Here is a 26,034-nt window from a genome sequence, read left to right as displayed (position 1 = left end):
ACTAGCCGCTAGGGCGCTGAAGCTAGATAATAAAAAAAGCCCATGAGATGGGCTTTTCATTCTTATTGGTTATCAAGATCAAGCTGAACATTTCTTTGAGGCGCAAAGGTTGAGATTGCATGCTTATATACTAATTGCTGCTTGCCTTCTGATTCAAAAAGGACTGTAAAATTATCAAAACCCTTAATTTGGCCTCTTAATTGGAAGCCGTTCAATAAAAAGACCGTCACATGTATGTTATCTTTGCGGCACTGGTTTAAATATTGGTCCTGAATATTAATCGTTGTTTTCATTCGTATTTCCTCCTCTTTTATCTCTACTAATATGTATTCGATTTTACTCCAAGCTTTCCTTCAACACAATGTGAAATTTCCTTTATTTTTTTTGCGATGTTCTCTAAATCGGTCATATCAAACCAGTTGACATCCATCTTGTTTCTGAACCAAGTCAATTGTCTTTTCGCGTATCTTCTTGAGTTTTGTTTCAAATTGGTAATCGCTTCTTCTATGGTCACTTTACCATCAAAATAGGCAAAAATCTCTTTGTATCCAATTGCTTGGATTGACTGAGAATCGCGCAAACCTTGTTGATATAACCCTTCTACTTCCTCAAGGAGCCCTTGTGCAATCATAACATCGACTCGATGATTAATTCGCTCATACAGCTTTTCACGTTCCATTGTTAAACCAACAATCGCTGTATTGTACAAAAGGTCTGCTTGTTGTGAACTTTGAAACTCCTGCATCGTCTTACCAGTAAGATGAAAGATTTCAAGGGCGCGTATCACTCTTCTGACGTTATTGGGATGGATTTGTGACGCACTTTCTGGGTCAACCTCCATTAATTCTTGATACAGCGCTTCATTTCCTATTTCGTTTACTCTTTCTTCAAGCACGAGGCGATACGCTTCATCGCCCGGAACATCGGAAAAATGATAATCATAAATGACAGACTGGATATACAACCCTGTTCCACCAACGATAATGGGCAACTTCCCTTTTTTAGCAATCTCATCTATCTTTGCCCGAACAAGGAGTTGAAATTCAGCAACGGAAAAGTTTTCATAAGGCTCCTTAATATCGATCAAATGGTGTGGAATTCCTTCCATTTCATCGATTTTAATTTTTGCTGTTCCAATATCCATTCCACGGTAAATTTGCATAGAGTCGCCGCTAATAATTTCACCGTTGTACCGTTTAGCCATCTCAATACTTAACATTGTTTTTCCAACTGCAGTTGGTCCGATGATTACTAATAACTTCTGTTTTGAATCCAATATTTTCACACTGCCTTATCTCATTTTCAGTGAAAGCACGCTTTCAATTCCACTTTCACCCCTTAATCGTAACATATATTTAAAAAGCAGTTGAACATCAAACTAGTATATACATAAAAGTAATTTTCTATGCTCTAAATTTTTCATTTTCATTACCAAATAGGAATAATTTTCTTGTAAATTTACAAAAGGATAACGGTTCATTTACAAAGTGCTTTCCACCCCCAAGTTTATGTTAGACTAACGCGAAGCATATCAAGTAAGAAAAAATTCGAAATTAGGTGAACTAACATGTTATCAACTTTTGATATTGGAATTGACTTAGGAACAGCAAATATATTAGTTTATAGTAAAAATAAAGGAATCGCGATTAATGAACCTTCGGTTGTGGCCATTGATACGGTTACTAAAAATGTCGTAGCAGTTGGTATAGAAGCGAAGGAAATGATTGGGAAAACGCCTGAAAAAATCGTTGCTATTCGTCCGATGAAAGATGGAGTGATCGCTGATTATGACGTAACAACTGAATTATTAAAACACATCATGCGCAAGGCATCCAAGAAGATAGGATTTGCCGTTCGTAAACCAAATGTTGTCGTTAGTATCCCCTCTGGTTCTACAAGTGTCGAGCGAAGAGCAATCCAGGATGCGGTAAGACAAGCTGGGGCAAAGAAAATCAGCTTAATTGAAGAACCGGTTGCTGCTGCCATTGGGGCTGGTTTACCCGTCGATGAACCAGTTGCGAATGTAGTCGTCGATATCGGCGGCGGCAACACTGAGGTAGCGATTATCTCCTTTGGTGGTGTTGTAGCGTGCCATTCTATTAAAATTGGCGGAGACCGCCTCGATGAAGATATTATCCAGCACATTCGCAAAGAATATAATATTCTAATCGGGGAAAGAACCGCAGAAAATATCAAAATGGAAATCGGTTATGCTCTTGTGGACCATGAGGAACTTTTCATGGACGTTCGGGGCCGTGACCTAGTAACTGGTCTGCCAAAAACTATTAAACTATCATCCTATGGAATTCGTGTTGCCATCAAGGAAGCACTTTTGCATATTTTAGAAGCAATCCGTGCAACCCTTGAAGATTGTCCTGCTGAGCTTAGCGGGGACATTGTCGATCGTGGTGTGATTCTGACCGGTGGTGGAGCGTTATTAAATGGAATGGAGGCTTGGCTAAGTGAAGAGATGGTTGTTCCTGTTCAACTAGCTCCTAACCCCTTAGAATCCGTGGCAATTGGTACTGGTAAGTCCCTACAGTACATGAATAAGCTTCCCGTTGCGGTGAAATAAACACTATAATATTTTTGAATCTGCAGAAAGAAATTTTCTGCAGGTTTTTTTGTTTTTTGTAGAGCGAAACTTACTACACTTCCGCGTTATCTATTTCTATGAGCATCGGAGCACGTAGAACCAGCTCACTATATTACCTACATTTCTTTTTCTAACAGTTTTGGGCACGTAGAACCTCTCTACGTTACCGACATTCCTTTTTCTAACCAGTTTTGGGCTCGTAGAACCATACCCGTTACGATTAAACAGGAAGTTATCGAAAATTGTCGAAAAATATTATTTCTATGTATTCGCTTTCACTTGTTAAAATCAAAATGTCCATTGAATATTTATAATTTTTATTGTTTTTAAACTATTCTTTTTTTAAACGCAAAGGGGAGGCATTAATAATGCGGCAGCTAAGAAAAGAGGAATTAAGGGAGAAGAAATTTCGGGCCGAGACTGTTCAATTAAGCATTGACGTCCCACAGCATATTAGGGACAATTTTCTAGAGGCATTAGAAAAAAGTGGAAAAACAATTAATGATGTCTTAAAGTTATATATGCAAAAATATGCATGGAAACAAGGAGAATTGCAGAGAAATAGACAAAAACGCCGTCAAGATCTTTGTTGATTTTTCAAGAGGAAGTTACCTTCAGCCCTCTTTACAATATAGGCATTAAAGGAATAAATAAAGCCAGCCCCTCTCATATGAGCAGTGCTGGCTTTTAAATTTATAACATCACATTACCCGTTTAAACATTTTTTCCATTTCATAGATCGAGTAATGAACAATAATCGGTCTGCCATGCGGACAAGTGAATGGATCAGATGCTTTCCGCAAATCGTCGAGCAAGGCTTGAATTTCATCATTTCGTAAATGGCGATTCGCTTTTATCGAGGCTTTGCAGCTCATCATAATTGCTGCTTCTTCTCGAAGTTTTTTAATATCCACCTTTTTCATTAATAAAAGCTGTTCAATCATCTCTTCAATAATTTGTTTTTCTTCCCCTTTCGGGAACCATTGCGGATGAGAACGTACAATAAAGCTATTTAGACCAAATTCTTCAAGAAAAACCCCAACCTTTTCCAGTTCTTGAAGGTATTCATTGATTTTCAAGAACTCGTCTGTTGAATATTCAAAGGTTAATGGCACTAGCATTTCTTGCAACTCGGATTGTACCTGTCCTACTTTTTCCCGGAAATATTCATACTTCAACCGTTCCTGTGCTGCATGCTGATCAATAATATACAGTCCATTTTCATTCTGGGCAAAAATATAGGTTCCGTGCATTTGCCCGATTGGATATAACCGTGGAACTCTGCTCTCTGAGGTGATAGAATCTGTCTCCATTGGATCATGTTTGGATTCAAAATGTGTGATACGTTCATCTTTACTTGCAGGGAATCCGTCCAATGGATTGGTGGTGTACCAGGTGTCAGGTTCAACGTTCTCTTCTCTCTCACGTGATAGTGGTAATGTTGAAATTGGCATTTCTTCCGTAGGCACCTCAAGCCATGGACGTTTCTCCTGAACGATGGCCGTTGCGGTCGGTTGCTTCCACTCCAACTCTTTTCTCTCAGTTGGAGGCATTGTACCCTCATCAAGGGCTAAAGAGGTTTGTTCATCCTTCGGCGTATCCTTTTTCACAGCTGAATAGGCTGTCGGGATCAGGATTTTCGATTTAAATTCCTCTTTGATCATCGTTTTGACAAGTTCATTCAATTCTGCTTCTTTACTGATGCGAACCTCCATTTTTGAAGGGTGAACATTAACATCGACCAGCAAGGGATCCATTTCAATATTAAGGAGCACGATTGGGAACCTGCCAATTGGAAGTAATGTATGGTAGCCTTCTTGGATGGCCTTAGCTAATGGATAGTTTTTAATAAAACGACCATTGATCATCGTCGAGATATAGTTTCTCGATGCTCGGGTTACCTCTGGCATTGAAGCAAATCCTGTAATATTGTAGTCGAGCGATTGTCCAGAGATAGGAACCAACTGTTTGGCAATCGCCATTCCGTAAATCGATGCGAGCACCTGACGAACATCACCGTTTCCATTGGTTTGGAGCAGTTTCCTGTCATTATGAATCAGGCGGAAGGCAACCTCTGGATGAGAAAGGGCGAGTCGATTCACGACGTCCGTTATATTTCCAAGCTCGGTATGAATTGTCTTCATATATTTTAAGCGTGCTGGTGTGTTGAAAAATAGATCCGTTATTATGATATCAGTACCGCGCCTGCTTGACGCTTTTTCAAAGGTTTCAACTTTCCCACCTTCAATCACCAAACGGTTTCCAGCCCCTTCACCTGTCGAAGTCTTCATTTCGAGCCTTGAAACGGAGGCGACACTTGGCAGTGCCTCCCCCCGGAACCCAAGGGTCCTGATTCGGAACAAATCATTTTCATTCTTTATTTTAGAGGTCGCATGGCGTTGAAAGGCGAGTAAAACATCCTCTTCTTCGATCCCATTTCCATTATCCGTAATGCGGATTTTGGCGAGTCCTGCTTCTTCTACCTCAATTTCAATCACTGTACTGCCAGCATCAATTGAGTTTTCAACCAACTCTTTTACCACAGATGCAGGCCGTTCCACTACTTCCCCTGCCGCAATTTTATTCGATAAGGCATCATCTAATTGAATAATTTTACCCATTCCGATTCACCCCCTACTTTAACTTTTTCTGGAGCTCATATAACATGTTTATTGCTTGCAGTGGTGTTAAGTCTAATATATCAAGTTCCTTCATTTTCTCAATGACCCGTTTTTCCTTGGTAGAGAGTTCTTGTTTTTTTACTTCTTTTGGCTCATCAAAGAAAGAGAGTTGAGCAGGCTGTTTTTGAACCTTCACTTCTATAACTTCTACCGTTTTTGGTTCGGATTTTATTTCCATCATCGGCCTGTTTTCCTGAGGCTCAGTTTGCTCAAGTGCAGTTAATATGTCATTTGCTCGGCTAATCAAGTCTGCAGGAAGCCCAGCCAGTTGCGCCACATGTATCCCGTAACTCTTGTCCGCTGGTCCTTCCTTTATTTTATGGAGAAACACGACTTTTCCATTATGCTCAATCGCACTGACGTGAATGTTTTTTAACTTAGATAGTTCTTCCTCTAACACCGTTAATTCATGATAATGGGTCGAAAATAAAGTCTTCGCCCCAATGTTCGTATGAATAAATTCAATGATCGCTTGTGCAAGAGCCATTCCATCATACGTTGAAGTTCCACGTCCAATTTCGTCAAACAAGATTAAACTGTTTTGGGTGGCATTTGCTATCGCATTTTTCGCTTCAAGCATTTCAACCATAAAAGTACTCTGCCCGGAAATTAAATCATCAGCTGCACCAATGCGGGTAAAGACTTGATCAAAAATTGGCAGAACAGCTTCAGAGGCTGGGACGTAACAGCCGATTTGCGCTAAGATCGATATTAAAGCAATTTGTCGCATGTAGGTACTTTTCCCTGACATATTCGGACCCGTAATTAATAAGACTTCACGGTCGCTGTCCATGAGGCAATCATTTGGCACGTATTCCTGCGAATTCAAGACCTTTTCAACGACTGGATGGCGGCCTTCCTTAACAACGACACGGCCCTCCATTGAAAACTGTGGTCTAACATAGTGGCGGTCTTCACTAACTTGAGCAAAGCACTGCAGGACATCGAGTTCGCTTATTGTCTTTGCCAACGCCTGTAAGCGCGGAATTTGTTCCTTTACCATTTCGCGAATTTCAGTGAATAATTCATATTCGAGTTCACCGCATTTTTCTTCTGCTTGTAAAATTAAAGCTTCTTTTTCTTTTAAATCTGGAGTGATAAACCGTTCAGCATTGGATAATGTTTGCTTTCGCTCGTACTGCCCTTCTTCTAACAGATGCAGATTTGCTCGTGTAATTTCAATATAATACCCAAAGACGCGGTTATAGCCAACCTTTAGTGACTTAATACCAGTCTTCTCACGTTCTTCTCGTTCCAGCTGAGCAATCCACGTTTTCCCGTTTCGGCTGGCATCACGATATTGATCAAGCTGGGCATTGTAACCGTCACGAATCATATTTCCTTCTTTTAAGGAAAGTGGTGGATTTTCTACAATCGCCTGCTCCAAAAGATCAGTGATTTCTTCACACGGGTCAAGCAGTTCAACAATTGGACACACCTTATCATTTTGCATGCCGTCGAGGATTTGTTTCAAATAAGGCACCTGCATTAACGAACGCTTTAATTGGACCAAATCACGGGCATTAATATTGCCAAATGCTACTCTTCCAGCTAATCGTTCTAAATCATAAACTTCCTTCAGCTTTTCACGTAGTTCTTGACGCTCAAAATAATAGGAAAGAAGGACTTCCACAATATTTTGACGAGATTCAATGTCAGTTTGACTGATTAATGGACGGTCGATCCAGTGCTTTAACATCCTGCCGCCCATGGCGGTCATTGTCTCATCAAGGAGCCATAATAAGGAGCCTTTTTTTCCTTTTGAACGAATCGTTTCTGTTAATTCAAGATTACGCTTAGAATAGTAATCAATTTTCATATATTGATGGATTTGATAGGTAGTTACTGGCTGAAGATGATCTAAACTTCTTTTTTGCGATCGATATAAATAATGAAAAAGCCGTGCGATGGTTTGCTTAAGTTTTTCTTGATTCAAATCCTTTAGCAAATACGAAAAATTAATATCTATTGAACTACTATCTTCAAATGAAATCGCTAGGACATCTCGTTCACGAAGTTTCTTTTGTAATTCACCATCAAAGTTGCTTTCGACAACGACTTCCTTGGCATTTAAGACAGCTAATTCATTAAGAACTTCGTCAAAATTACTAGATAACAGGGTTACTCGGCTTTCCCCGGTTGAGATATCATTGTAGGCAAATCCATAGGTTTTGTCATCAAAACTGGTAATCGATGCAATATAGTTATTCTCTTTATCACTTAATCCCTTGCCTTCCATCACTGTTCCGGGTGTGATTAATTGTACTACTTCCCTTTTCACCATACCCTTGGTCAGCTTCGGGTCTTCAACTTGCTCGCAAATCGCCACTTTATAGCCTTTAGAAATGAGCTGTTCAATATAGTTGGGTGCAGCATGGTATGGAACCCCACACATTGGAATCTTATCGTCACTTCCACCATGTCTTGCAGTTAAGGTTATTTCTAATTCTTGGGAAGCCTTAACGGCATCATCAAAAAACATTTCATAAAAATCGCCTAAGCGAAAAAATAAAAAGGCATCTTGGTAATCTGCCTTAATGGTTAAGTATTGTTGCATCATCGGCGTATATCCAGCCATAATGACCTCCACTAAATAAAGACTTTCGATTATGTTCGACAAATTATTATACCATATTTCGTGTCGAGTTTTTGAGGAAGAAAAATCCTAATTATAAACATGTTTAAAAAAGAGAGAATTTATATTTTGTTAGAGGTGTAAATAGAATTCTCTCGAATATATTTACCTATAAAAAGACAAAGTAACAATAGCATTGGTCTGACATACTGGGGGGTGTAATTATTGAGCGGAGTATTTGGGCGCAGTTTCACTAACTATGATTTTGAAATGTTTTCAACGAGTCACTTTGTTATCATTTTTATTTTAATTTTGGGGGCTATCTTTGTTTTTTTTAAAAGAAATCAGTTGAAATCCATGCAAACTAGAGGGTTCGAGATAGGGATTGCTTTTTCGCTTATTATCATTGAATTAACGTATCATTTATGGATGATTATTAATGGAAGCTGGAAGCTAAGTCACGCTATCCCGCTAGAATTATGCAGCCTCAGTCTAATCTTAACCATTGTTCTTTTACTTACTAAGAAAAAAATAATCTATGAAATTTTATTATTTACGGCATTATTAGGCGCAACACAGGCATTAATTACTCCATCTTTAAACTATGACTTTCCACATTTTCGGTTCTTCCATTTCTTTTATACGCATTTGATGGAAATTTGGGTGCCGCTTTACTTTACATGGACCAAGGGCTATCGACCGACAATTTGGTCGGTTTTAAAATTATGTATCTTCTTAAATGTACTCATGCCCATTATTATGATGATTAATAAGCTGGTCGATGGAAATTATATGTTCTTAAGTCATAAGCCTGACAGCGCTAGTTTATTGGATATATTAGGACCATATCCATGGTATATTTTATCGTTAGAAGGTTTATTAATCGGGCTCAGTTTATTCGTCTGGTTAATCTTTCGTGAAAAAGGTGCGAAAAAAAGCGAAGTTGCCAGAGACGTACCAATCCAATAATTAGTAACTTTATTATTGACCTTTTGTCATTAACAAATTATAATAAATAACGTTCCTAATATATGTGTCTCAGTAGCTCAGTAGGATAGAGCAACAGTTTCCTAAACTGTAGGTCGGAGGTTCGAATCCTCTCTGGGACGCTAATATAACCCTTGCATAGCAAGGGTTTTTTACTTTATATTAATATATCTTCGAAAGACCACACGTTGTTAATTTAGAGCACATCTTTCTTTTCTTTCATAAACATGTAAGGGCGTTATCTTAAAACTTAGCTAAGATTTAAGATAACGCCCTTTAGATTACTTTTTATACAGTTTTCCAGTCTGCCGCAAATTTTTCAAGACCTTGGTCGGTTAAAGGATGTTTGGATAATTGCTCAATGACTTTAAATGGAATTGTAGCGATATGCGCTCCAGCCATTGCTACACGGGTAACATGATCAGGATGGCGAACTGATGCTGCAATGATTTGTGAATCTAGATTTTGAACACGGAACATCTGGGCAATTTTCGCTACTAGTTCTACACCATCTTCATTGATATCATCTAAACGCCCTAAGAATGGTGAAACATATGTAGCTCCTGCACGTGCTGCTAACAATGCTTGATTGACACTAAAAATTAATGTTACATTGGTTTTTACACCTTTTTTAGTTAAGTAGCGGCAAGCCTCTAGTCCATCAAGGTTCATTGGAAGCTTAATGGTAATATTCTTATCACCGCCATTAATTTTAATGAGCTCATTGGCTTCTGCAATCATTTGGTCAGCAGTTAGAGCGTTAGGTGTTACTTCAGCTGAAACGGACTCTACTTCTGGAACAGCATTTAAAATTTCTGCAATGCGATCTTCGAATTTTACGCCTTCTTTAGCCACTAAGGAAGGGTTGGTGGTTACACCTGATAACACGCCAATTTTATACGCCTTTTTAATTTCTTCTAGGTTTGCAGTATCGATAAAAAATTTCATAATCGTTTTTCCTCCATATTTTTTTAGTATTTTTAATTCTTTTCTACAGTGTGTCCGCCAAATTCATTTCTGAGTGTGGCTACCACTTTACCTGTAAAAGGAATCTTCCACTAATGAACGATATCGTATAAATAAGAAAAAGGCAATGACTGGTGTTGCCTTTTAAGGTCTAAAGCTACGTCTACAGTCAATTTCCACTAAACCAATACGTCCTATCTTTATTATTTTCTCCTCCCAAGGTACAAATATTTACTTTTATTTCGTTCGTAAAAGAATTTAAAATTATATCTCAACTTGAATGTTCTTTTTAGGTAAATTCAGAGATAACACCTTACTTCAAACCAAGTCTTACTAATAGTATATGAAATAGCTCGCATAAAAAAAAGGGGAAAAGTGTATTACCTTCGTTTTTTAGGGGTAGTTGTAGTAGAAATTCCAAAATGAAAAACTTTTATTTTTGCCAATATAAATTAACTTATAAAGGAAAGTACTAATTTTATATCATTTTGCTTCAACCAATTTACCTAAAGTAAAGTAAGTTTTCTCTTGAATTAGTGTTTTTTTCAAAAAAAACCCCAATCTCCATAATGTGGAAATCAGGATTTTTAGCTTAGTTCTTCATTAATATTTTACCCATGTATACTGCGTTACTTTGAAAGCATCAATATTTATAAATGCTTTTGTGGCAGCTTTTGCTTTTTTACCTGTTGCGACTATCTTAATTTTGTGTGCTTCATTTGCTAGACCTTGTTTATCAAAAACAATCGCTTTAAATTTGCGGCTAGAAGAGTACATGTCAATTTGCTTTACTTTTACTCCGTCAAGGTAAATATCCGCTTTTCCCATATTCTTATCTTTTAACGAATAAAGTCTGATTCCAGTTCCGGTAAAAGCATATTCAAGGGATCCGGTACTTCCTTTTGTTTGATGAATTGTCCCCAAGGAAGCGCTCGTATACTTCGGTTTGATCCATGAACCAGAATATTTAATTGCTGCATCTGTATTTTCAACGTATTTTGCTGTTTGCACCAAAATGGATGTACTTATACTGTATGTCCCAGACCCTTTTAATGCCGTCGGTACGATATAATACAGTCCTGTTTTCGTCGGTTTAAAGATGATTTTTTCCGAAGATGTTGTCCCTGTCGATTTAAGAAGGGCTGTTTTACCATAAATGGTTGTTGCCCCTATATTAAATAGTGAAAGATCAAAATTTGCGCCTGCAGGGCCAGCAAGTATGATCACATATGTTTTGCCCTGTTCAAAACGTTTTGACCAGACGTCATTAACATCTTTGTTATTAGGGTCAGCATTCAGGCTTCCCTTTGCAATTCCTACCAAAGGTAGACTTCCTTTAATATCATCATCATAAACGAAAGTGACAGCTGATGATAACGGAGTTTCAGTTTGCTCCTTTGTATTAATAACTACTGCATAGTTGTATGTTTTTCCAAGTACCGCATTCGAATCAGAATAAACTGTTGAAGTAATAGGCTTAGTATTCAATAGTTCATAGTTTGCTTGTGAAGATTCTTTCCGATAAATGCTATAAGATTCTGCCCATTGGACTGATGACCATGAAATAACAGGCTTGCCTTTATCATAATAAGCTTTTAATGAAACTGGATTGCTTTTCACTATAAATTTATCGACATTGATTCCGGTAGCACTTTTTCTAGAAAGAGGATCGCTTTTTCCAGTCCAAACAATTTTTACTGTGTGCTTGCCGTAAGAAGCAAAGGTTTTTGTGTATATGGTTTGTTGGGCTTTAAATGGACTAGAATATAGTGATTTAGTATCATCCTTAGTTCCGTCGATATAAACATCCGCTATACCCTGGGTCGGGTCTTTAAATCCTTTCCACTCAAAGTTATACCCAACGAATGAAAAGTTCACTTCTCCGATTGAATTAATAGCAGTGTCTGATTCTCCAGAATGCAAAGGATTAAAGGAAGGCATCCATCCACCGTAGAAGGACATTGAGTTTGAATCATCCTCATATGATCCGCCAAAATTACCAGTGTATAGTTTGTAATTTCCATTCCCTTTATAGGCGTAGACATTCACAAAATAGATGCCTGTTCTAGGTGCAGTAAACTTTATCGATTCATTAGATGTATTGGCATTCTCAGAAAAGGCAACCATTCCATTCGAATTGTTGATCGTTTCTGTTGATCCATCAAACACATACAAATCAAAGTCGGTTCTTGAACTGCCATTAAGTGAAAGAGAGAGCGCCTCACCTTCTTTTAAGGAGAAAGCAAAAACATCATTTTTATCTTTTGTGGCCTCTAAACTGTCATTTAAAACACTTTTTTCCAACGGAACTCCTGGAGTTTCGTCATCATTAAAGTTATCTAGATTGGTAGTGCTCACCATTTTCCCGCTGTTTACAAACCCTTTTAACGAGCCTAGAGTCTTTCCTTTGGCACTTGTATATAACTTTAGCATATCCGGTGACATGCCTGGACGTAATCCTAGTAAAATAGCAGCTATTCCTGTCGTATGAGGAGTTGCCATCGATGTTCCACTATAGTAATCATATGCCTGATCATAATCAGAAACGTATTTCGTATTTACAAACGTTCTAGAATCTGTAGATTTAATAAAATCAGCAAACGGATAAGGCGATTCAAAGCGGTTTACATTATATTTGGTATCTGCATAAATTCCAACAAGATTGCCAGATTCATCAGTTAAACTTAAACCTTCTACATTCAAACTTGGTGCGATATCAGAAAAAACGTTTAAATGCAATGAATCCTTAACAAATGGTGATTTTTCTTGGCCTCCTAGCGCACTTTGTCCAGTTAACAACAAGTTCCCGCCATTTGATAAGTAATCTTTTAACATTTCAGTGTCTGCAGATGTTAAAGTTGTACCTTCCTCTGTAAATATTCCAAATCCATTTCCTGTAAACCACACCACTGCATCAAATGCGGCTAATTTAGATTTATCAATGTAATTTGAAAGGGATGAGTCAGAATTTACTGTTATGGTTGTTAGCGAAGAATAGCCGCTCAAAAGTTCTTTTTGATAAATAGGTAAATAATTTTTAAATAAGCTTGAAATTTCTGGATCACCTTTAAACATTTCTGCCAGGTCACTTTCATCATCTTGGACCAGAAGAATGTTCTTAGTTGAATCCACTCCTATATAATCTAGTGCTCTGTTAAAAGCATCTTGTCTTTGTGCCCCGGATAATTTTTCGTATCCAATGCCATCATAAATTGCTTTGTAATTTCCCCCGTTGATTTCTGCCGATGCTCCTGGCTGGTCAAGACCAATTGCTTTTAGAACGTCGTCCATCGGATATTTAGGAACAGAACTTAAGATATCGACACCTGGTGCAGCAACATCAACGGAATTGAAGCCATAATTGGAGAATGGAGCTAGTTTCCCTTTATTATCAACCGCTGCTACAGATAATATATTGGTAGATTCGAAGCCAGCTGGATAAGATCCGCCTTCATCGTTATCCATTCCATCATTTCCAGCTGCGGCAACAAATAAACTACCACTATTTGCTATGGCTTCTTCTAGCAAGGGGTCATATTCTTCTCCGCCCCAACTGTTATTCGTAATTTTTACGCCCATCGTTTTCGCATAAGCAATGGCCTCGATCGCATCTGCCGTTGTTCCCCCATCAGGACCTAGGAATTTTATCGGTAAAATCTTCACGTTTGGAGCAACACCGACTACACCTTTATTTGTACTAGTGTCTGTTCCCTCTAACTCAGCAGCAATGGTTCCAGACACGTGCGTTCCGTGCATGTCCCCATCAAGTGCATCATAGACAGTGTTATCTTTATGATAAAAATCCCACCCATTGAAATCGTCTATATAACCGTTTCCATCATCGTCTTTTCCCTCTTCACCATCTATTTCAATTTGATTTCTCCAAATCTTATCTTCTAAATCAGGATGACTAATATCAACACCCGTATCAATGACACCGACGACAACTTCCGGAAGCTTGGAACCAAAATTTCCCCAACCTTCTGGCGCATCTACATCTATGTCTACTAATCCATTAATCTCTTTGATCGCTTGTCCACTATTGTTTAGACCCCATAACTGATCATAATAGTTAGGAGCACTGTTTAAATCCGAAGGATAATATTTGTAATTAGGCTGGACAGATTCAATTGTATTATCGTTTTCTATTGTTTTAATATAATCAGTCATACTTTGCCCGGTAGGAATTTTGACAACCTCTGCATTAACTGACTTTAATTTCTTCATGGATTTTAGCGAAAATTTCTTCTGGAATGTGCTGATTTCCCCAGTCGTCACTTTCTTCTTATATTTTATGATTACTTCGCCTGTTTGATATGTACTCTTATTTTGTGAGCCCTGTTTATTTAGTTTTTCCTTGATTGCTGTTTCTAGTTTACTTTCTGGCTCCTTATTAATAGAAACCTTGTTGCTTGCTTTTTCTACTGCTTTCATTTGGCTTTTTCGAAGTGTGTTAGTAGAATTCACCTGACTTGCTGAAAGTACGGAACTGCTCTTCACTGTGGTTTGTTGTGTAGCCTGTACGGGCCCTGGAAAAACTGTTGATAATAACAGAAAGGCAGTAACCGGTAAAGATAAAAGTCTTTTTTTCTTCATTCTGCACCTCTCAAAATAGATTAATAGGATCATTGTATGAGAAAGCTCTTTATGTCTAGCAGAAGATAGTACTACTTACTCATATATTGCCATCATATACCAAAAGTAAATTTTTTGGTATAAAAATATTTAATTATCTTAAGAGAGGCTTAACGCCCGAAAACACTGTTTCCGGGCGTCATATTAAGGTTTAAGTTCAATCGCAAGGAGTCACAGCATCCCTTATCTCTCCGTCAAGTTCCTCTAGATATTGGATCGTTTGTTCCTCGTTCCAGCCAAATTTGTCTCCCATAAAAGCAATGACTTCTTCCTTCCATGTATGGACCCAGTTGATGTAAAAAAACAACGCCCCTGTACGGCGGATAAAGAAATCTGAAGGAGTTAACGTCATTTCATGCTCAATCGAGTACATTAATTGCGCAAAAACTGCTTTTGGCAATTTTACGTTTTCTAGATCATCAAATCTCTTGAGGTATAAGAAAATATCACTCGCATTTGAACCGTACCTTTGCACCAATTGCCGGGCTTCCTCTTTTGTTAATCCATATTCCATTGCTTCCTGTTCTTTTAGAAAAATAAATTGTTCAAATCCTTGAGAACCTCCGACTTTACCTCCTGAGATTGGATAGTTTTTGGTTTGTGATGCTTTAAATATTTGCCCATTCTCTAAAAGACGTTTTGAAATCAAGTCAACCACTGATTCTGCCATCTTCCGATACCCAGTGAGCTTTCCCCCCGCAATCGTGACCAAGCCACTTTCGGCCTCCCAAATTTCATCCTTACGTGAGATCTCTGAAGGGTCCTTGCCTTCTTCATAGATTAATGGACGGACACCTGCCCAGCTTGATTCGATATCTAAGTTGGTTACCTTTACCTCTGGAAACATAAAGTGAATGGCCTTTAATAAATAGTCACGGTCATCCGCACATACTTTTGGATGGGTTGCATCACCATCAAAAAAGGTATCAGTTGTTCCCACATACGTTTTCCCGTCACGGGGAATAGAAAACACCATCCGGCCATCGGGCGTGTCAAAATAGACCGCTTGGCGGAGCGGGAACACAGAATGGTCAATCACGAGATGAACACCCTTTGTTAAACGTAACTGTTTGTTATTTCTTCCGTAGTCTTTATACCGAATCTGATCCACCCAAGGACCTCCTGCATTGACCACTTTTTTCGCTCGTACGTTAAACACCTTGTTTGCATGCAAGTCCTTAACCCTGACACCCGTTATTACCTTATCTTGATAGATAAATTCCTCCGCTTTTACATAGTTCATAGCATTTGCCCCGTTCTCTACGGCTGCTTTTATTACTTCAATGGTTAGCCTCGCATCATCTGTACGGTATTCAACATAGTAGCCACCACCTAAAAGTCCTTCTCTTTTGATAAGCGGTTCTTTAGCAAGCGTTTCATTCCGTGAAAGCATGCTGCGGCGTTCTGTCTTTTTCACCCGTGCTAAAAAATCATAAATACGTAAACCGATGGAGGTGCTAAACGGACCAAATGTTCCACCTTGATGGAGCGGGAGCAGCATCCATTCAGGAGTCGTGACATGGGGACCATTCTCATAGACAATTGACCGCTCTTTTCCTACTTCTGCTACCACGTTGACTTGAAATTGCTTTAAGTACCGCAAACCGCCATGAACAAGCTTTGTTGACCGACTGGATGTGCCAGCAGCAAAGTCCTGCATTTCCACAAGGGCGACCTTCATTCCGCGAAGGGCCGCATCCAAAGCAATTCCTGCCCCAGTGATTCCTCCTCCAATGATAAGCAAGTCATATTCTTCCTCTGACATGATTTTAAGCCGGTCTTCCCTTTGTAACGCTGAAAATAATTCAGTCATTTTTGCTTCCTCCCAGGTGAATTTGGAAAAAGAAAGGCCAAAACTGTATTATAGCAAGAGCTATAACTATAGTTTTGGCCTCTCGAAATCTCGTTTCAATCGATATTAATTTAATTATAACAAACATATATATTACTTTAAAGTAATAAAACGCATCCCTTTGTCGGATTTTTCCAATTTTAATTATTGCAGCTGTAATTGAGGCCGACGTTTAAATTTCACAATGAAAAATGTCAAGGTTGCTGCAAGGAATAAGATAAAGAAGATCGCAATATGCCCAATATTATTCCACATGAAGCTAAAGTCACCAGAAGAGATAACTGCTCTAAAGCCAGAAATTGTATAGGTCATTGGCAGGTACTCCATAATATTTTGGAGGAATTTTGGACTTAATTCAATCGGATAGGTTCCTGCACTGCCTGTTAATTGCAAAATCAAGATAATAACAGCTAAGAATCGACCAGGATTATCAAGAGCCGTAACTAGGAATTGAATAATCGCTAGGAATGCCCAGCTGGTAAAAATACTTAGCAAGATAAAATATGGTACACTCTTCACGTCGAGTCCAAGACCTAATAACATGACCGCGTCTACCAAAAGCGCCTGGCCAATTCCGACAGCTAAAATGACACCTGTTTTTCCGATAAACCAACTAAATCCATTCTTCGGCTTCGATGCTGGTTCATACATTGGAAAAATAACAGAAAGCATAAGTGCACCGACAAATAGACTAAGAGACAAGAAATAAGGAGCCAATCCACTCCCGTAATTGGGAACATGATTGATTTTTTTATCCTCAAGATGAACTGGTGTTGCAAACATTTCATAAACTTGATTATTAGCCTTCACGTCACTGGTATCCTTAGCCCCATCAGCTAGTTGATTGCTCAATTCTTTCGAACCGTCCGCAAGTTTAGTCATCCCGCTGTTTAATTCCGCTGAACCACTGGAAAGAGAGGACATCCCGGTAGTTAAATCCTGTTCACCCTTATAAAGGGAACTAGTGCCTGTTGCTAATTGATTGGAACCCTGAGCCAGCTTACTTGTTCCATCTTGTAATAAAGTGGAGCCAGAAGCTAATTTTCCTAACCCAGTGGTTAAGCTGCTTGAACCACTTTCAATTTTACCAAGTCCAGATTGCGCTTCATCCAGTTTTGAACCAAACAGGGTAAGCCCTTGCGTTAACTGTCCTTGTCCGTCTAATACCTGCTTCGACCCATTAGATAATTGGTTGATCCCAGCCGCCAATTTAACTTGACCTTGATTCAACTTAGTAGCACCAGCTGCTAACGAACCTGCGCCCTGTTTTAATTGTCCTGCACTAGTCGACAATGTATCGACACCAGTAGCCACTTGCTGGCTGCCTTCAGATAATTGTGCCAAGCTGTTCATTAGCGCATTTAATTTTTCCTTCTCAGTGGGATCATTCGTATTTTCCACCATGTTGCTTACTTGACCCAACAGCTGCTGAAGTCCTTGGCTGACGGTGTCTGCCCCGGTTTTTGTTTGGTCTGCTCCAGTTTTCCACTTATCTAAGGAAGCAGACAAATGTGATGAACCATCCTCCAACTGCTTTGTTCCTGTTTGTAAATCAGGTAAATTTCCTGCAACTGAAGCTAAGCCATCTGATAATTGCTTTGTGCCCTCTTCCGCTTTGTTAGCACCTGCTAACAGCTTTGTGTTGCCATCTTTCAATTGTGTAAGTCCTGTACTGAATTGCTTCAATCCACTTTGAAGCTGCTCAGAACCAGAGGAAGCTGATTCCACTCCATTGGAGAAAGCGACAGCTTTTTCGGCTAAAACTCCAAGGTTTTGCTTGATCGTTTTCGCACCTTTATCCACGGATTTAGCACCGTTGGCTAACTTTTCAGCACCGCTCCCAGCCGATGTAATGCCATCTGATAAACTTCTAGTACCTTCTTTGGCTTCAACGACCCCGTCATAAAGCTCCCCGGCACCGTCACTTGCCTTATTTAACCCTGTAGCGACGTCTTTAATATTGTCGAACATGGATTCGGCGTACGTCTTCGTTACGGAGCTAGACACTGCTTCTTTTATTTTCTCAACAGCAGAATCACCAATTTTTGATGATAAATAATTATTTCCTTCATTAACAGTATAGATCAGATTAAGTTTTTTGGGATTGTCACTTTGCAGTGTGGTCGCATTTTTTGAAAAATCCTTTGGAATTTCAATTTCTAAATAATACTCTTCATTCATTAACCCTTGTTTTGCCTTACTAGCGCTAACAAACTCCCAATTAAATGTGTTTTTCTTCTTTAAATTATCAACCAAATCCGTGCCAATCGTTAATTGCTTTCCATTGTACTCGGCTCCATGGTCATTATTGACAATCGCAACCGGCATTCTGTCTAGGTGGGCATATGGATCCCAAAAGGCCCATAAGTAGGTTCCGCTGTATAACACAGGAATCGTCATTACACCAATAATGGCGATGAGCAATTTACGTGTGCGAATAATCCGAAGAAATTCACTTTTCATTGATGATAAAACTTTCATGTTACTCACCTCATTAATATTTACTGACTATAATGACCACAATCCTCATTCAGTCATTTTTAGGTAAAAAAATTTAATTTTTTATACCTTTTAATAAAAAAACCTTGATAATCTCTGCAATTTGCTCGGAACTTAATGGTTCATGACTTTTTTCCCAGTCTGAAACCAATGCAATATACATTTTAAATAGTAAAAAACTCGTCAGCTCCAGGTCAGTTTTAGGAATAATCCCCTTAGAAGATGCTCCTTCAATTTTCTGCTTGATATAGGTGAGAATTTCATTCTCTATATGCTGGAGCATCTCCGAAACGGCTATTGTCCCCATCTCTTTTTCTTCCTGTATCAGTTTAATCATTAGCTGGTGATGCGAACGAAACTCTAATAAACGAAATAAAGCACGATGTACATTTTCCGTAAATGGCAACCCCGGCTGAATAACCGCTTCAGCCTCATTTTTCATCTCATTCACTAATGATGAAACAATTTCAGCAAATAATTCTTCCTTGTTTTTAAAAAAGGTATAGATTGTGCCTTTTCCCACATTAGCTAATTTTGCTACCTGATCCATCGTCGTTGCCTTAAATCCAAACAACGAAAAAGATTTTGCTGCTGCCTCGATAATCAATTTTCTACGATCCGTGGCCATTGATTTCACTTCCTAATTGACCGTTTTAGTTTTTTAGTCATTTTTCACTTTACAAATATAACACACTATATTTTTTGATTCAACTATATTGTCAAATAGTCTTGTTTATAATCTTAAGGTCCTTTTTCTGAATTCCTTTGGTGTCAGTCCATATTTCCCTTTAAAAATTCGATAAAAATAACTGATATTATCATAGCCAACTTGCTCTACGATCGAAGCAATTGCCATATCGGTTCCTTCCAGTAATTCTTTGGCTTTGACAAGGCGCCTCTCCTGGAGAAGCTCTTTAAATGTGTGCGAGGTGCCCTTTTTTATCGTTTTACTTAAACCATAATGAGATTGTTTCAGTCGATCTGCTAATTCATATAACGAAGCATCCTTGAACTGTTTTTCAATATACTTCAGTGACTCAACAACCAAATAATGATTGATGGAAGCTTCTTCTTTTCTCTCGACTCGGTCGGAATTTTTAATCAGTTCAATCAGGAAAAGACCCATATAAAGCTTTATGGTTGATTCAGAAAAAGTGGAAGGATGCATGATTTCTCCTATCATTTTTCCAATCATACCTTGAATCTCAGGAACATCTGCCACTTTAAAATATAGAAATTGTCCGTTCTGCGTATTGTTATAAAGGCTATTGATGAGAAAATCACTGACAATATTTTCGGAACTTAAAAAGGAAAAAATAAAATCAAAGAAAGCTGGGCGGATGATGAAATTAATGACGATGTCATCTTTTGCACAGGCTTTTATTTCATGTTCAATATACTGATTTAAAAGGAGTAGTTCACCTTTTTTTAAGGTAATTTGTCTACCCCCAACCGTTTGATTCAATTCTCCGTTAAAGACATAATTCACTTCTATATAGTCATGCTTATGTAAGGGAAAATCTACAAACCTTGTGTGCTTGCGCACCATAATCATCTTATCTTTACTAAGAAATTTTTCACTTTCAATGATAAAATTGGTTTTACTAGTATAGATGTCTTTACTTACTTCTGTTTTTTGGTCAAGGATGTGCTTTTCTTCATCCGTTATTAACAAGAGCTCTTTTAGAAGGTCATGATTCACGTAATTCACCTATTCACTTAGATTTACATCTACTATCAATTTTAGTATAAGCAAAATCATAACATACTTACCTCCAACCATCAGAAAAAAAGAGCATCGGTATTCCGATACTCTTTTCATTCTTATTTTATATTAGACAATTTCCTTAAACATCTCAATAACTTCTTCTTTTGTCGGCTGGAATGGATTACCTGGTGCACAGGCATCATTTAATGAGTTTACTGCTAATTTTTCCAAATCTACTTCGTTCACTCCTAGCTCTGATAATTTGCTAGGGATTCCTACTTCAACAGAAAGAGCTTTTATTGCGGCAATAACTTCCTCTGCACATTGTTCATCTGTTTTTCCAGCTACTTCAAGACCAGCAGCTTTGGCAATCGCTCGGAATTTTCTTGGATCTCGTTTTGCATTTTCCCGTTCCACGATTGGAAGCAGCATGGCATTACAAACACCGTGTGGTAAATCATAAACGCCTCCAAGCTGATGCGCCATGGCATGAACAAAACCAAGACCGGCATTATTAAAGGCAATTCCGCCTAAGAACATAACGTACGTCATTTGTTCACGGGCTTCAATATCATGGCCGTTCCTAACCGCACGTGGCAAATAATTAAAGATGATTTCCACCGCCGCAAGAGCAGTCGCATCAGTTACCGCATAAGCTCCTGGGGTAACTATGGCCTCAATCGCATGTGTTAAAGCATCCATTCCTGTCGCTGCTGTTAACGATGCTGGCTTATCTACCATTAATTCTGGGTCATTTACGGAAATAGTAACTAAACTATTTTTATCAACCATAACCATTTTTACTTCACGTTCTTTATCGCTAATCACATAGTTGATCGTAAATTCACTGGATGTCCCGGCCGTTGTGTTGACTGCTATGATTGGAATAGACTTATTCTTAGTTTTTCCAACCCCTTCATAATCACGAATGTCCCCTCCATTGGTTATATAAAGACCAACTGCTTTTGCCGTATCCTGTGGTGAACCGCCGCCAACTGATACTAGACAATCACATTGGTTGGTTTTAAATACATCTGCTCCGGTATACACGTTTTCAATTGTTGGATTTGGCTTTACTTCATCATAAACAATATATTCAAGATTGATAGAATCTAGTTCTGCAAGAACTTTTCCAGCAACTCCACTTTGATTCAGGAATTTATCGGTAACAACCATCGCTTTTTTAAAGCCAAAATCTTTTACTAGTGGAGCAAGCTCCTTTAAACAGCCTCTACCCATTAAATTTGTACTTGGAACGTAATAAACACTCATTATAATTCCTCCTCTAATATGTTCACTATTTCACAAATTTATTTTTAAAATTAAGGGACGATGACGTCCCTTAATCATAAATCAGAGTCTATAAATTTAAAATTCCAGGTCTAGGGACTACGTTAAAAGCATCCGCAAGGTCTTGTAACTGCTGGTCAGTAATGGTTTGCTTTTTACCACCTTGGGCACATACAAGGGTATAAACTTGAGCAGCTTTTTCGGCTGTTTCAATCAAGCCAAATGTTTCATCCATTGTCGCCCCTGCCCCGAAAATACCATGGTGCGGCCAAACAACTAGGCGGACATGTTCCATTTTCTCAGCTGTTGCTTCACCAATTTCATTCGTACCCGGAATGATCCAAGGAATTACACCAACACCATCAGGGAAAACCACAATACATTCTGTACACATTTCCCAAAGTGTTTTAGTAAATTCTTCTTCCTTCAAACTATGTGAAAATGTCATGGCAATCAAATTTGTCGCATGGCAGTGCATAATCACGCGGTGGTTTTTGTCTGCTGCTAAACGCTTCATGTGATTCATTAAATGTGTTGGTAGCTCACTTGTTGCTACGCCGCCATCTTCTAGACCCCAAAGAATTTCGTAACTCTTCCCATCAGCTGCAATGCGAATAACTCCTAGGTTAGAAGCCGGATCTTCCTTCACATTTTTAAAGTATTTCCCAGAACCTGTAACTGCAAAATATCTTCCTGCTAGCTCAGAAGCATTAAAATTCATTGGTATTGTTCTTACCACATTTTCAACATCTAAGTAAGGTAGAACTTCATATTCATTTAACAGGTAACTAATATTTCCACCATTGCGTTCATCCCAGCCTAGTCTATATAGATTCGATGTCGCTTCAATCATTTCTTGAATAAAAGGGGCTGTATATATTAAATTTCTCAATGTCATACTCATAACCATTCTCCTCTTATAAAATTAATTTTTTTAAATGACTTACTGATTTTCTTCACATTTACATCATACCTCGATAATCCACATAAAACAACATAAACAAAAATTATATTTCTGTTTATTTCCGTTTTATTAATAATTTTGTCACAAATAACATTCATTTGCTTCTGGATAAACAAAATAAACAGACCGAAGAGGTCTGTTTATTTTTGTTCTTTTATAAATTATTCATAATCCTCAATCCGCCATTCATCTTTCCAATCTAGATAAGCCATTTTTCCATCAAATCGGAATGGGAGCCATACATAATCTGCTTTTGTTGTATCGACAACAAACTCAGGTCCCCTCTCTATTTCATTCTTATCAAAGTCCGGATTAAAAATTTGCTCAAAAATCTCTGCTGACTTCCTCAGCTTCTTCTTCCATTACCATGAAAACAAGCCAAACTTATCGTTTAAGTTTGGCTTTCAGAGTTAACCTATTTTCTTACCATTCACGAGCACTCTCGTTTTTTCAGGGGCTGCAATCTGAACATCAATTTCCTCCGGCAAGGTAATTTGCAAATCAATATACTCCCCTAAATCCTTACAATAAATATCAATTTTCCCTTGTGGAATGGGGACCGATCCTTTTATCCACTTTAATCCATTTAAGTTTGGAGATACCGCTACTTTCGTAAATCCGGGTTCTAATGGTTTTACGCCTAAAAAGAGCACTCCAAATACATAGGTTGGGGCTGCGGACCAGGCATGACAATGACTACGGCTAAAGTCTCCTTCGATTAATTCCCAGCCTTCCCAACACGTGGTCGCATCATTTTCAAGCATATAACCATAGATATCCTTGATATTTTCGAGTACGATATCATTCTTACGTAATTCCATTAGTGCTTGATAGTAGAAAAAGAGGACAAAGGGACTTTTAATTTGGACAAAGCTCTCTGGTGGGTCAACCAGATATTTTTCTATAACTTCTCTGCGCTCCCCTTCAGCACAATTTGTTAAATAAACCATTAGATTGGTTTGGATACTACGAGTTTTAGACGGCGTTCCATCATCATGAATACTATCAACAAAAACTTTTCCTTCTTCATCCCATAAATTTTGGTTGATCGCTTCTTTCAATTGATGAGCGAAAGTTATAAAAGCTACTTCATCCTCATTCTTCCCCAGGACGGACGCTAAGTACGCAGTCTGTTTTAAGGCATCTACTAGGAGTGCATTTTGATGCGTGACGATGGTTTGTTCAGTATCCATCGGTGCCCAATCCAACATATTCCAAGCTGATATTTCTAATAATCCTTCTTTATTAATAAATTCTTGAAATCGTTGAACTGTCAGTTTGAGTTCAGGATAAATCTCTTGAATAAAGGCTAAGTCTCCTGTAAAACGATAGTATTCGCGGCAGGCCTTCATCCACAGAATTGACCATGCAGTTAAAACATTCTGCCAGCCACTTGGTACATGAGATTCTGGAAGCGGCGACCGGTAAACTGATTTAGATATTAATCTTAAACAACGTTTGACTAAATCATAGTTTCCAAATGTATAGTAATTCATTAAAGAAATGTTATATGAATCGCCTGTCCAAAGTGCCTGCTCATAGGCTGGACAGTCAATGATAGTGTCTTGGGCACACATCCGAACCGTATGCTTTGATATTTCCCAAATTTTATTTAAGAGATAATCCGAACTGCTAAATGATCCTACATTTCCAGTAGGGAAAGTAGTTACATCTACCTTAATATTGAATATCTTACAACTTGTTTTTAAATTTCGAATGGTAAGCAGCATATATCGGAATCCTCTAGGAATAAAGGATCGGTACACTTGCCGGCCGTTCCTGGTAATATATCTTAATGAATTGTTCAATGAAAAAGTATGCTCGATTCTGCCATCTTGATGAATACTTTCAAATAAAAAAAAGTCAAAAATCGTCCCTTCTGCAGCCTCTACTTCGAACTCAATGTGTCCTAAATATTCCTTCCCAAAATCGATGAGATATTCTGTATCCCCTCGTTCCATTGGGTTGACCTTGGTAAAACTTTGATTCGGCAAGACCATATTATGATGCTGAAAACCAACTGGAAACGTTCTTAACTCATCTTTAAAAATCGAAAGAAGGCTAACATTATCAGTACAAACATGTTCATTTGGAATAGTTTTTGCCCACATTTTAAAGGGTTCTAACTCACTAAGGGATGATAGATGCTTCATTTGTAAATATTCATTTTCGAGAGGAATAGACCATTCGATTGGTTTTCCAAGTTGAAGCAAGGTCGTTGAATAAAAAGGGCCAAACCCTAAAAATCTAGTATGATCTTCACTGAATGGGGCTGTTACCTTTATTTCTTCAGGGAAATCAAAAGCAAGATGGATTGTTGGTTCGTGAAAGGAACCCCCTACATCTACAATCAATAAATTTGTACCTTTTCTTAGATTCACTTTTTCATATGTACCATTTTGCGTTTTATACTCTATTCCATTTATGGTAAATTCCCGTTTGGCCTCGGCATGTGCATCAAAGGTTAAGGTGATAACTCCGTCAACATCTTCGTTTGAATGAAGTTCAGTGACTAGATAACCTTGGATGATTTTACCTGAGTTACAATCCAACTCACCAGGAAAAAAGGTTGGTTTTAAATCAATCGAAAAGTGTTGTGATATTGGTCTCACTGCTTTTAACGATAATACACTTTTCGGAATAATAGGTTCATTGGTTAAATGGGGAATATCTCTAGGATTAAGAGTCCTCCACGGCTCTATTCCGTATGGACCGATTATTTCTGCATTAGCCCATTCTGTGTCGTCAAAAGAAAGCTGTTCCCATTCACCATTGAATAGATTTGCATCATATACCTCTGCCCAGGATAAACAATTGGACATCTTGACAGATTCTTTAATAAATCCATCATGGATGGCCGTCTTCCACTTTTCATTGGTAAGGAGCTGCCCAATCACCTCACCCTGATTATAGAAATCTATCTGCGCTAATAATCCGCCTCTTCCTTCTATATAATGCATGGTTCCCATACCATAATGATTAACTAAAACAGCAATAACATTTACCCCTTTTTTTAGTCTGTTTAACTCGTATTGGTCATTATACCATTCAGTGGTCCAGCCACGGACGGGACCAGACCCTATTTGTTCTCCATTCAGATAAACAACATATTTGGTATCCGCAGAGATGGATAATATGGCTGATTCATATTCCGAAGTGATTGTAAAGGTTCTTCTGAAGCATGTCCATTGATTCCTCGGATGTTCCCCGCTTAGGTCCCAAATCCAATTTGCTTTCCAATCCATCTTTCTTCCTCCAATGCACAAGACCCGACTCATTTA

At 38.4% G+C, this 26,034-nt stretch carries 16 protein-coding genes, 1 tRNA gene and 1 pseudogene; 4 read left to right on the top strand and 14 right to left on the bottom strand.

From position 1 onward, the window contains the following. Nucleotides 1–62: 62 nt before the first annotated feature. Together hfq and miaA are read right to left on the bottom strand one after the other, a co-directional pair. The gene (gene hfq, locus V7121_RS06140) at nt 63–293 is read right to left on the bottom strand and encodes an RNA chaperone Hfq (protein ID WP_335495246.1); all 231 of its coding nucleotides are present in this window, start codon (nt 291–293) and stop codon (nt 63–65) included. A gap of 26 nt (nt 294–319) precedes the next feature. Next, entirely contained in the window at nt 320–1,276 is a 957-nt protein-coding gene (miaA, locus tag V7121_RS06135; RefSeq protein ID WP_335546161.1) for a tRNA (adenosine(37)-N6)-dimethylallyltransferase MiaA, read from the bottom strand. Between the two features lie 291 nt (nt 1,277–1,567). On the opposite strand from miaA, the gene mreBH reads away from it, so the two are divergent. Then, nucleotides 1,568–2,575: a rod-share determining protein MreBH gene (mreBH, locus tag V7121_RS06130; RefSeq protein ID WP_335495247.1), complete on the top strand. Its 1,008-nt coding sequence runs from the start codon at nt 1,568–1,570 to the stop codon at nt 2,573–2,575. Nucleotides 2,576–2,964: 389 nt separating this feature from the next. Beyond that, the gene (locus tag V7121_RS06125) at nt 2,965–3,189 is read left to right on the top strand and encodes a hypothetical protein (RefSeq protein ID WP_335495248.1); all 225 of its coding nucleotides are present in this window, start codon (nt 2,965–2,967) and stop codon (nt 3,187–3,189) included. A gap of 108 nt (nt 3,190–3,297) precedes the next feature. Here V7121_RS06125 and mutL read toward each other — a convergent pair whose 3' ends face one another. Together mutL and mutS are read right to left on the bottom strand one after the other, a co-directional pair. Further along, nucleotides 3,298–5,217 (bottom strand): DNA mismatch repair endonuclease MutL, encoded by a 1,920-nt coding sequence (gene mutL, locus V7121_RS06120; RefSeq protein WP_335546024.1) that lies wholly within the window; start codon nt 5,215–5,217, stop codon nt 3,298–3,300. A 13-nt stretch (nt 5,218–5,230) separates the two neighbouring features. Further along, the gene (gene mutS / locus V7121_RS06115; protein ID WP_335546022.1) at nt 5,231–7,855 is read right to left on the bottom strand and encodes a DNA mismatch repair protein MutS; all 2,625 of its coding nucleotides are present in this window, start codon (nt 7,853–7,855) and stop codon (nt 5,231–5,233) included. Between the two features lie 222 nt (nt 7,856–8,077). On the opposite strand from mutS, the gene V7121_RS06110 reads away from it, so the two are divergent. Beyond that, entirely contained in the window at nt 8,078–8,821 is a 744-nt protein-coding gene (locus tag V7121_RS06110; RefSeq protein WP_335546020.1) for a YwaF family protein, read from the top strand. A gap of 66 nt (nt 8,822–8,887) precedes the next feature. Then, nucleotides 8,888–8,961, top strand: a tRNA-Arg gene (locus V7121_RS06105). 166 nt (nt 8,962–9,127) lie between these two features. On the opposite strand, the gene fsa is transcribed toward V7121_RS06105, so the two are convergent. The 10 genes and pseudogenes from fsa to V7121_RS06055 form a co-directional block, all read right to left on the bottom strand. Then, complete coding sequence (fsa, locus tag V7121_RS06100) at nt 9,128–9,787, bottom strand: fructose-6-phosphate aldolase (RefSeq protein WP_335495253.1); 660 nt, start codon at nt 9,785–9,787, stop codon at nt 9,128–9,130. A gap of 32 nt (nt 9,788–9,819) precedes the next feature. Then, nucleotides 9,820–9,981, bottom strand: a pseudogene (locus V7121_RS06095) (phosphogluconate dehydrogenase (NAD(+)-dependent, decarboxylating)); the annotation flags it as partial. Between the two features lie 427 nt (nt 9,982–10,408). Beyond that, nucleotides 10,409–14,401 (bottom strand): S8 family serine peptidase, encoded by a 3,993-nt coding sequence (locus V7121_RS06090; RefSeq protein WP_335546018.1) that lies wholly within the window; start codon nt 14,399–14,401, stop codon nt 10,409–10,411. 196 nt (nt 14,402–14,597) lie between these two features. Next, entirely contained in the window at nt 14,598–16,253 is a 1,656-nt protein-coding gene (locus tag V7121_RS06085; RefSeq protein WP_335546016.1) for a glycerol-3-phosphate dehydrogenase/oxidase, read from the bottom strand. Between the two features lie 183 nt (nt 16,254–16,436). Then, entirely contained in the window at nt 16,437–18,773 is a 2,337-nt protein-coding gene (locus V7121_RS06080) for a YhgE/Pip domain-containing protein (RefSeq protein ID WP_335546014.1), read from the bottom strand. A 73-nt stretch (nt 18,774–18,846) separates the two neighbouring features. Continuing rightward, nucleotides 18,847–19,419, bottom strand: a complete 573-nt coding sequence (locus tag V7121_RS06075) for a TetR/AcrR family transcriptional regulator (RefSeq protein WP_335495259.1) — start codon at nt 19,417–19,419, stop codon at nt 18,847–18,849. 105 nt (nt 19,420–19,524) lie between these two features. Next, on the bottom strand, nt 19,525–20,493 hold the full coding sequence (locus V7121_RS06070; RefSeq protein WP_335546011.1) for a helix-turn-helix domain-containing protein: 969 nt from the start codon (nt 20,491–20,493) through the stop codon (nt 19,525–19,527). 132 nt (nt 20,494–20,625) lie between these two features. Further along, a complete protein-coding gene (locus tag V7121_RS06065; protein WP_420490555.1) occupies nt 20,626–21,771 on the bottom strand; it encodes an iron-containing alcohol dehydrogenase in 1,146 nt (381 codons plus the stop codon). A gap of 88 nt (nt 21,772–21,859) precedes the next feature. Next, the gene (rhaD, locus tag V7121_RS06060; protein WP_335495533.1) at nt 21,860–22,687 is read right to left on the bottom strand and encodes a rhamnulose-1-phosphate aldolase; all 828 of its coding nucleotides are present in this window, start codon (nt 22,685–22,687) and stop codon (nt 21,860–21,862) included. Between the two features lie 476 nt (nt 22,688–23,163). Beyond that, on the bottom strand, nt 23,164–25,998 hold the full coding sequence (locus V7121_RS06055; protein ID WP_335546010.1) for a family 78 glycoside hydrolase catalytic domain: 2,835 nt from the start codon (nt 25,996–25,998) through the stop codon (nt 23,164–23,166). Nucleotides 25,999–26,034 lie beyond the last annotated feature (36 nt).

It is taken from the genome of Neobacillus drentensis (assembly GCF_036962125.1).
Classification (GTDB): Bacteria; Bacillota; Bacilli; order Bacillales; family Cytobacillaceae; genus Neobacillus; species Neobacillus drentensis_B.
The sequence above is the reverse complement of the archived record's forward strand: the minus strand, read 5'-3'. Positions and strand labels throughout refer to the sequence as shown.

Coding starts and splice junctions, on each gene's coding strand:
- mutS (WP_335546022.1), bottom strand. CDS start 7,855: ATGGCTGGATATACGCCGATGATGCAACAATACTTAACCATTAAGGCA.
- mutL (WP_335546024.1), bottom strand. CDS start 5,217: ATGGGTAAAATTATTCAATTAGATGATGCCTTATCGAATAAAATTGCG.
- rhaD (WP_335495533.1), bottom strand. CDS start 22,687: ATGACATTGAGAAATTTAATATATACAGCCCCTTTTATTCAAGAAATG.
- V7121_RS06055 (WP_335546010.1), bottom strand. CDS start 25,998: ATGGATTGGAAAGCAAATTGGATTTGGGACCTAAGCGGGGAACATCCG.
- V7121_RS06065 (WP_420490555.1), bottom strand. CDS start 21,771: ATGAGTGTTTATTACGTTCCAAGTACAAATTTAATGGGTAGAGGCTGT.
- fsa (WP_335495253.1), bottom strand. CDS start 9,787: ATGAAATTTTTTATCGATACTGCAAACCTAGAAGAAATTAAAAAGGCG.
- V7121_RS06075 (WP_335495259.1), bottom strand. CDS start 19,419: ATGGCCACGGATCGTAGAAAATTGATTATCGAGGCAGCAGCAAAATCT.
- V7121_RS06080 (WP_335546014.1), bottom strand. CDS start 18,773: ATGAAAGTTTTATCATCAATGAAAAGTGAATTTCTTCGGATTATTCGC.
- V7121_RS06090 (WP_335546018.1), bottom strand. CDS start 14,401: ATGAAGAAAAAAAGACTTTTATCTTTACCGGTTACTGCCTTTCTGTTA.
- V7121_RS06125 (WP_335495248.1), top strand. CDS start 2,965: ATGCGGCAGCTAAGAAAAGAGGAATTAAGGGAGAAGAAATTTCGGGCC.
- V7121_RS06085 (WP_335546016.1), bottom strand. CDS start 16,253: ATGACTGAATTATTTTCAGCGTTACAAAGGGAAGACCGGCTTAAAATC.
- mreBH (WP_335495247.1), top strand. CDS start 1,568: ATGTTATCAACTTTTGATATTGGAATTGACTTAGGAACAGCAAATATA.
- hfq (WP_335495246.1), bottom strand. CDS start 293: ATGAAAACAACGATTAATATTCAGGACCAATATTTAAACCAGTGCCGC.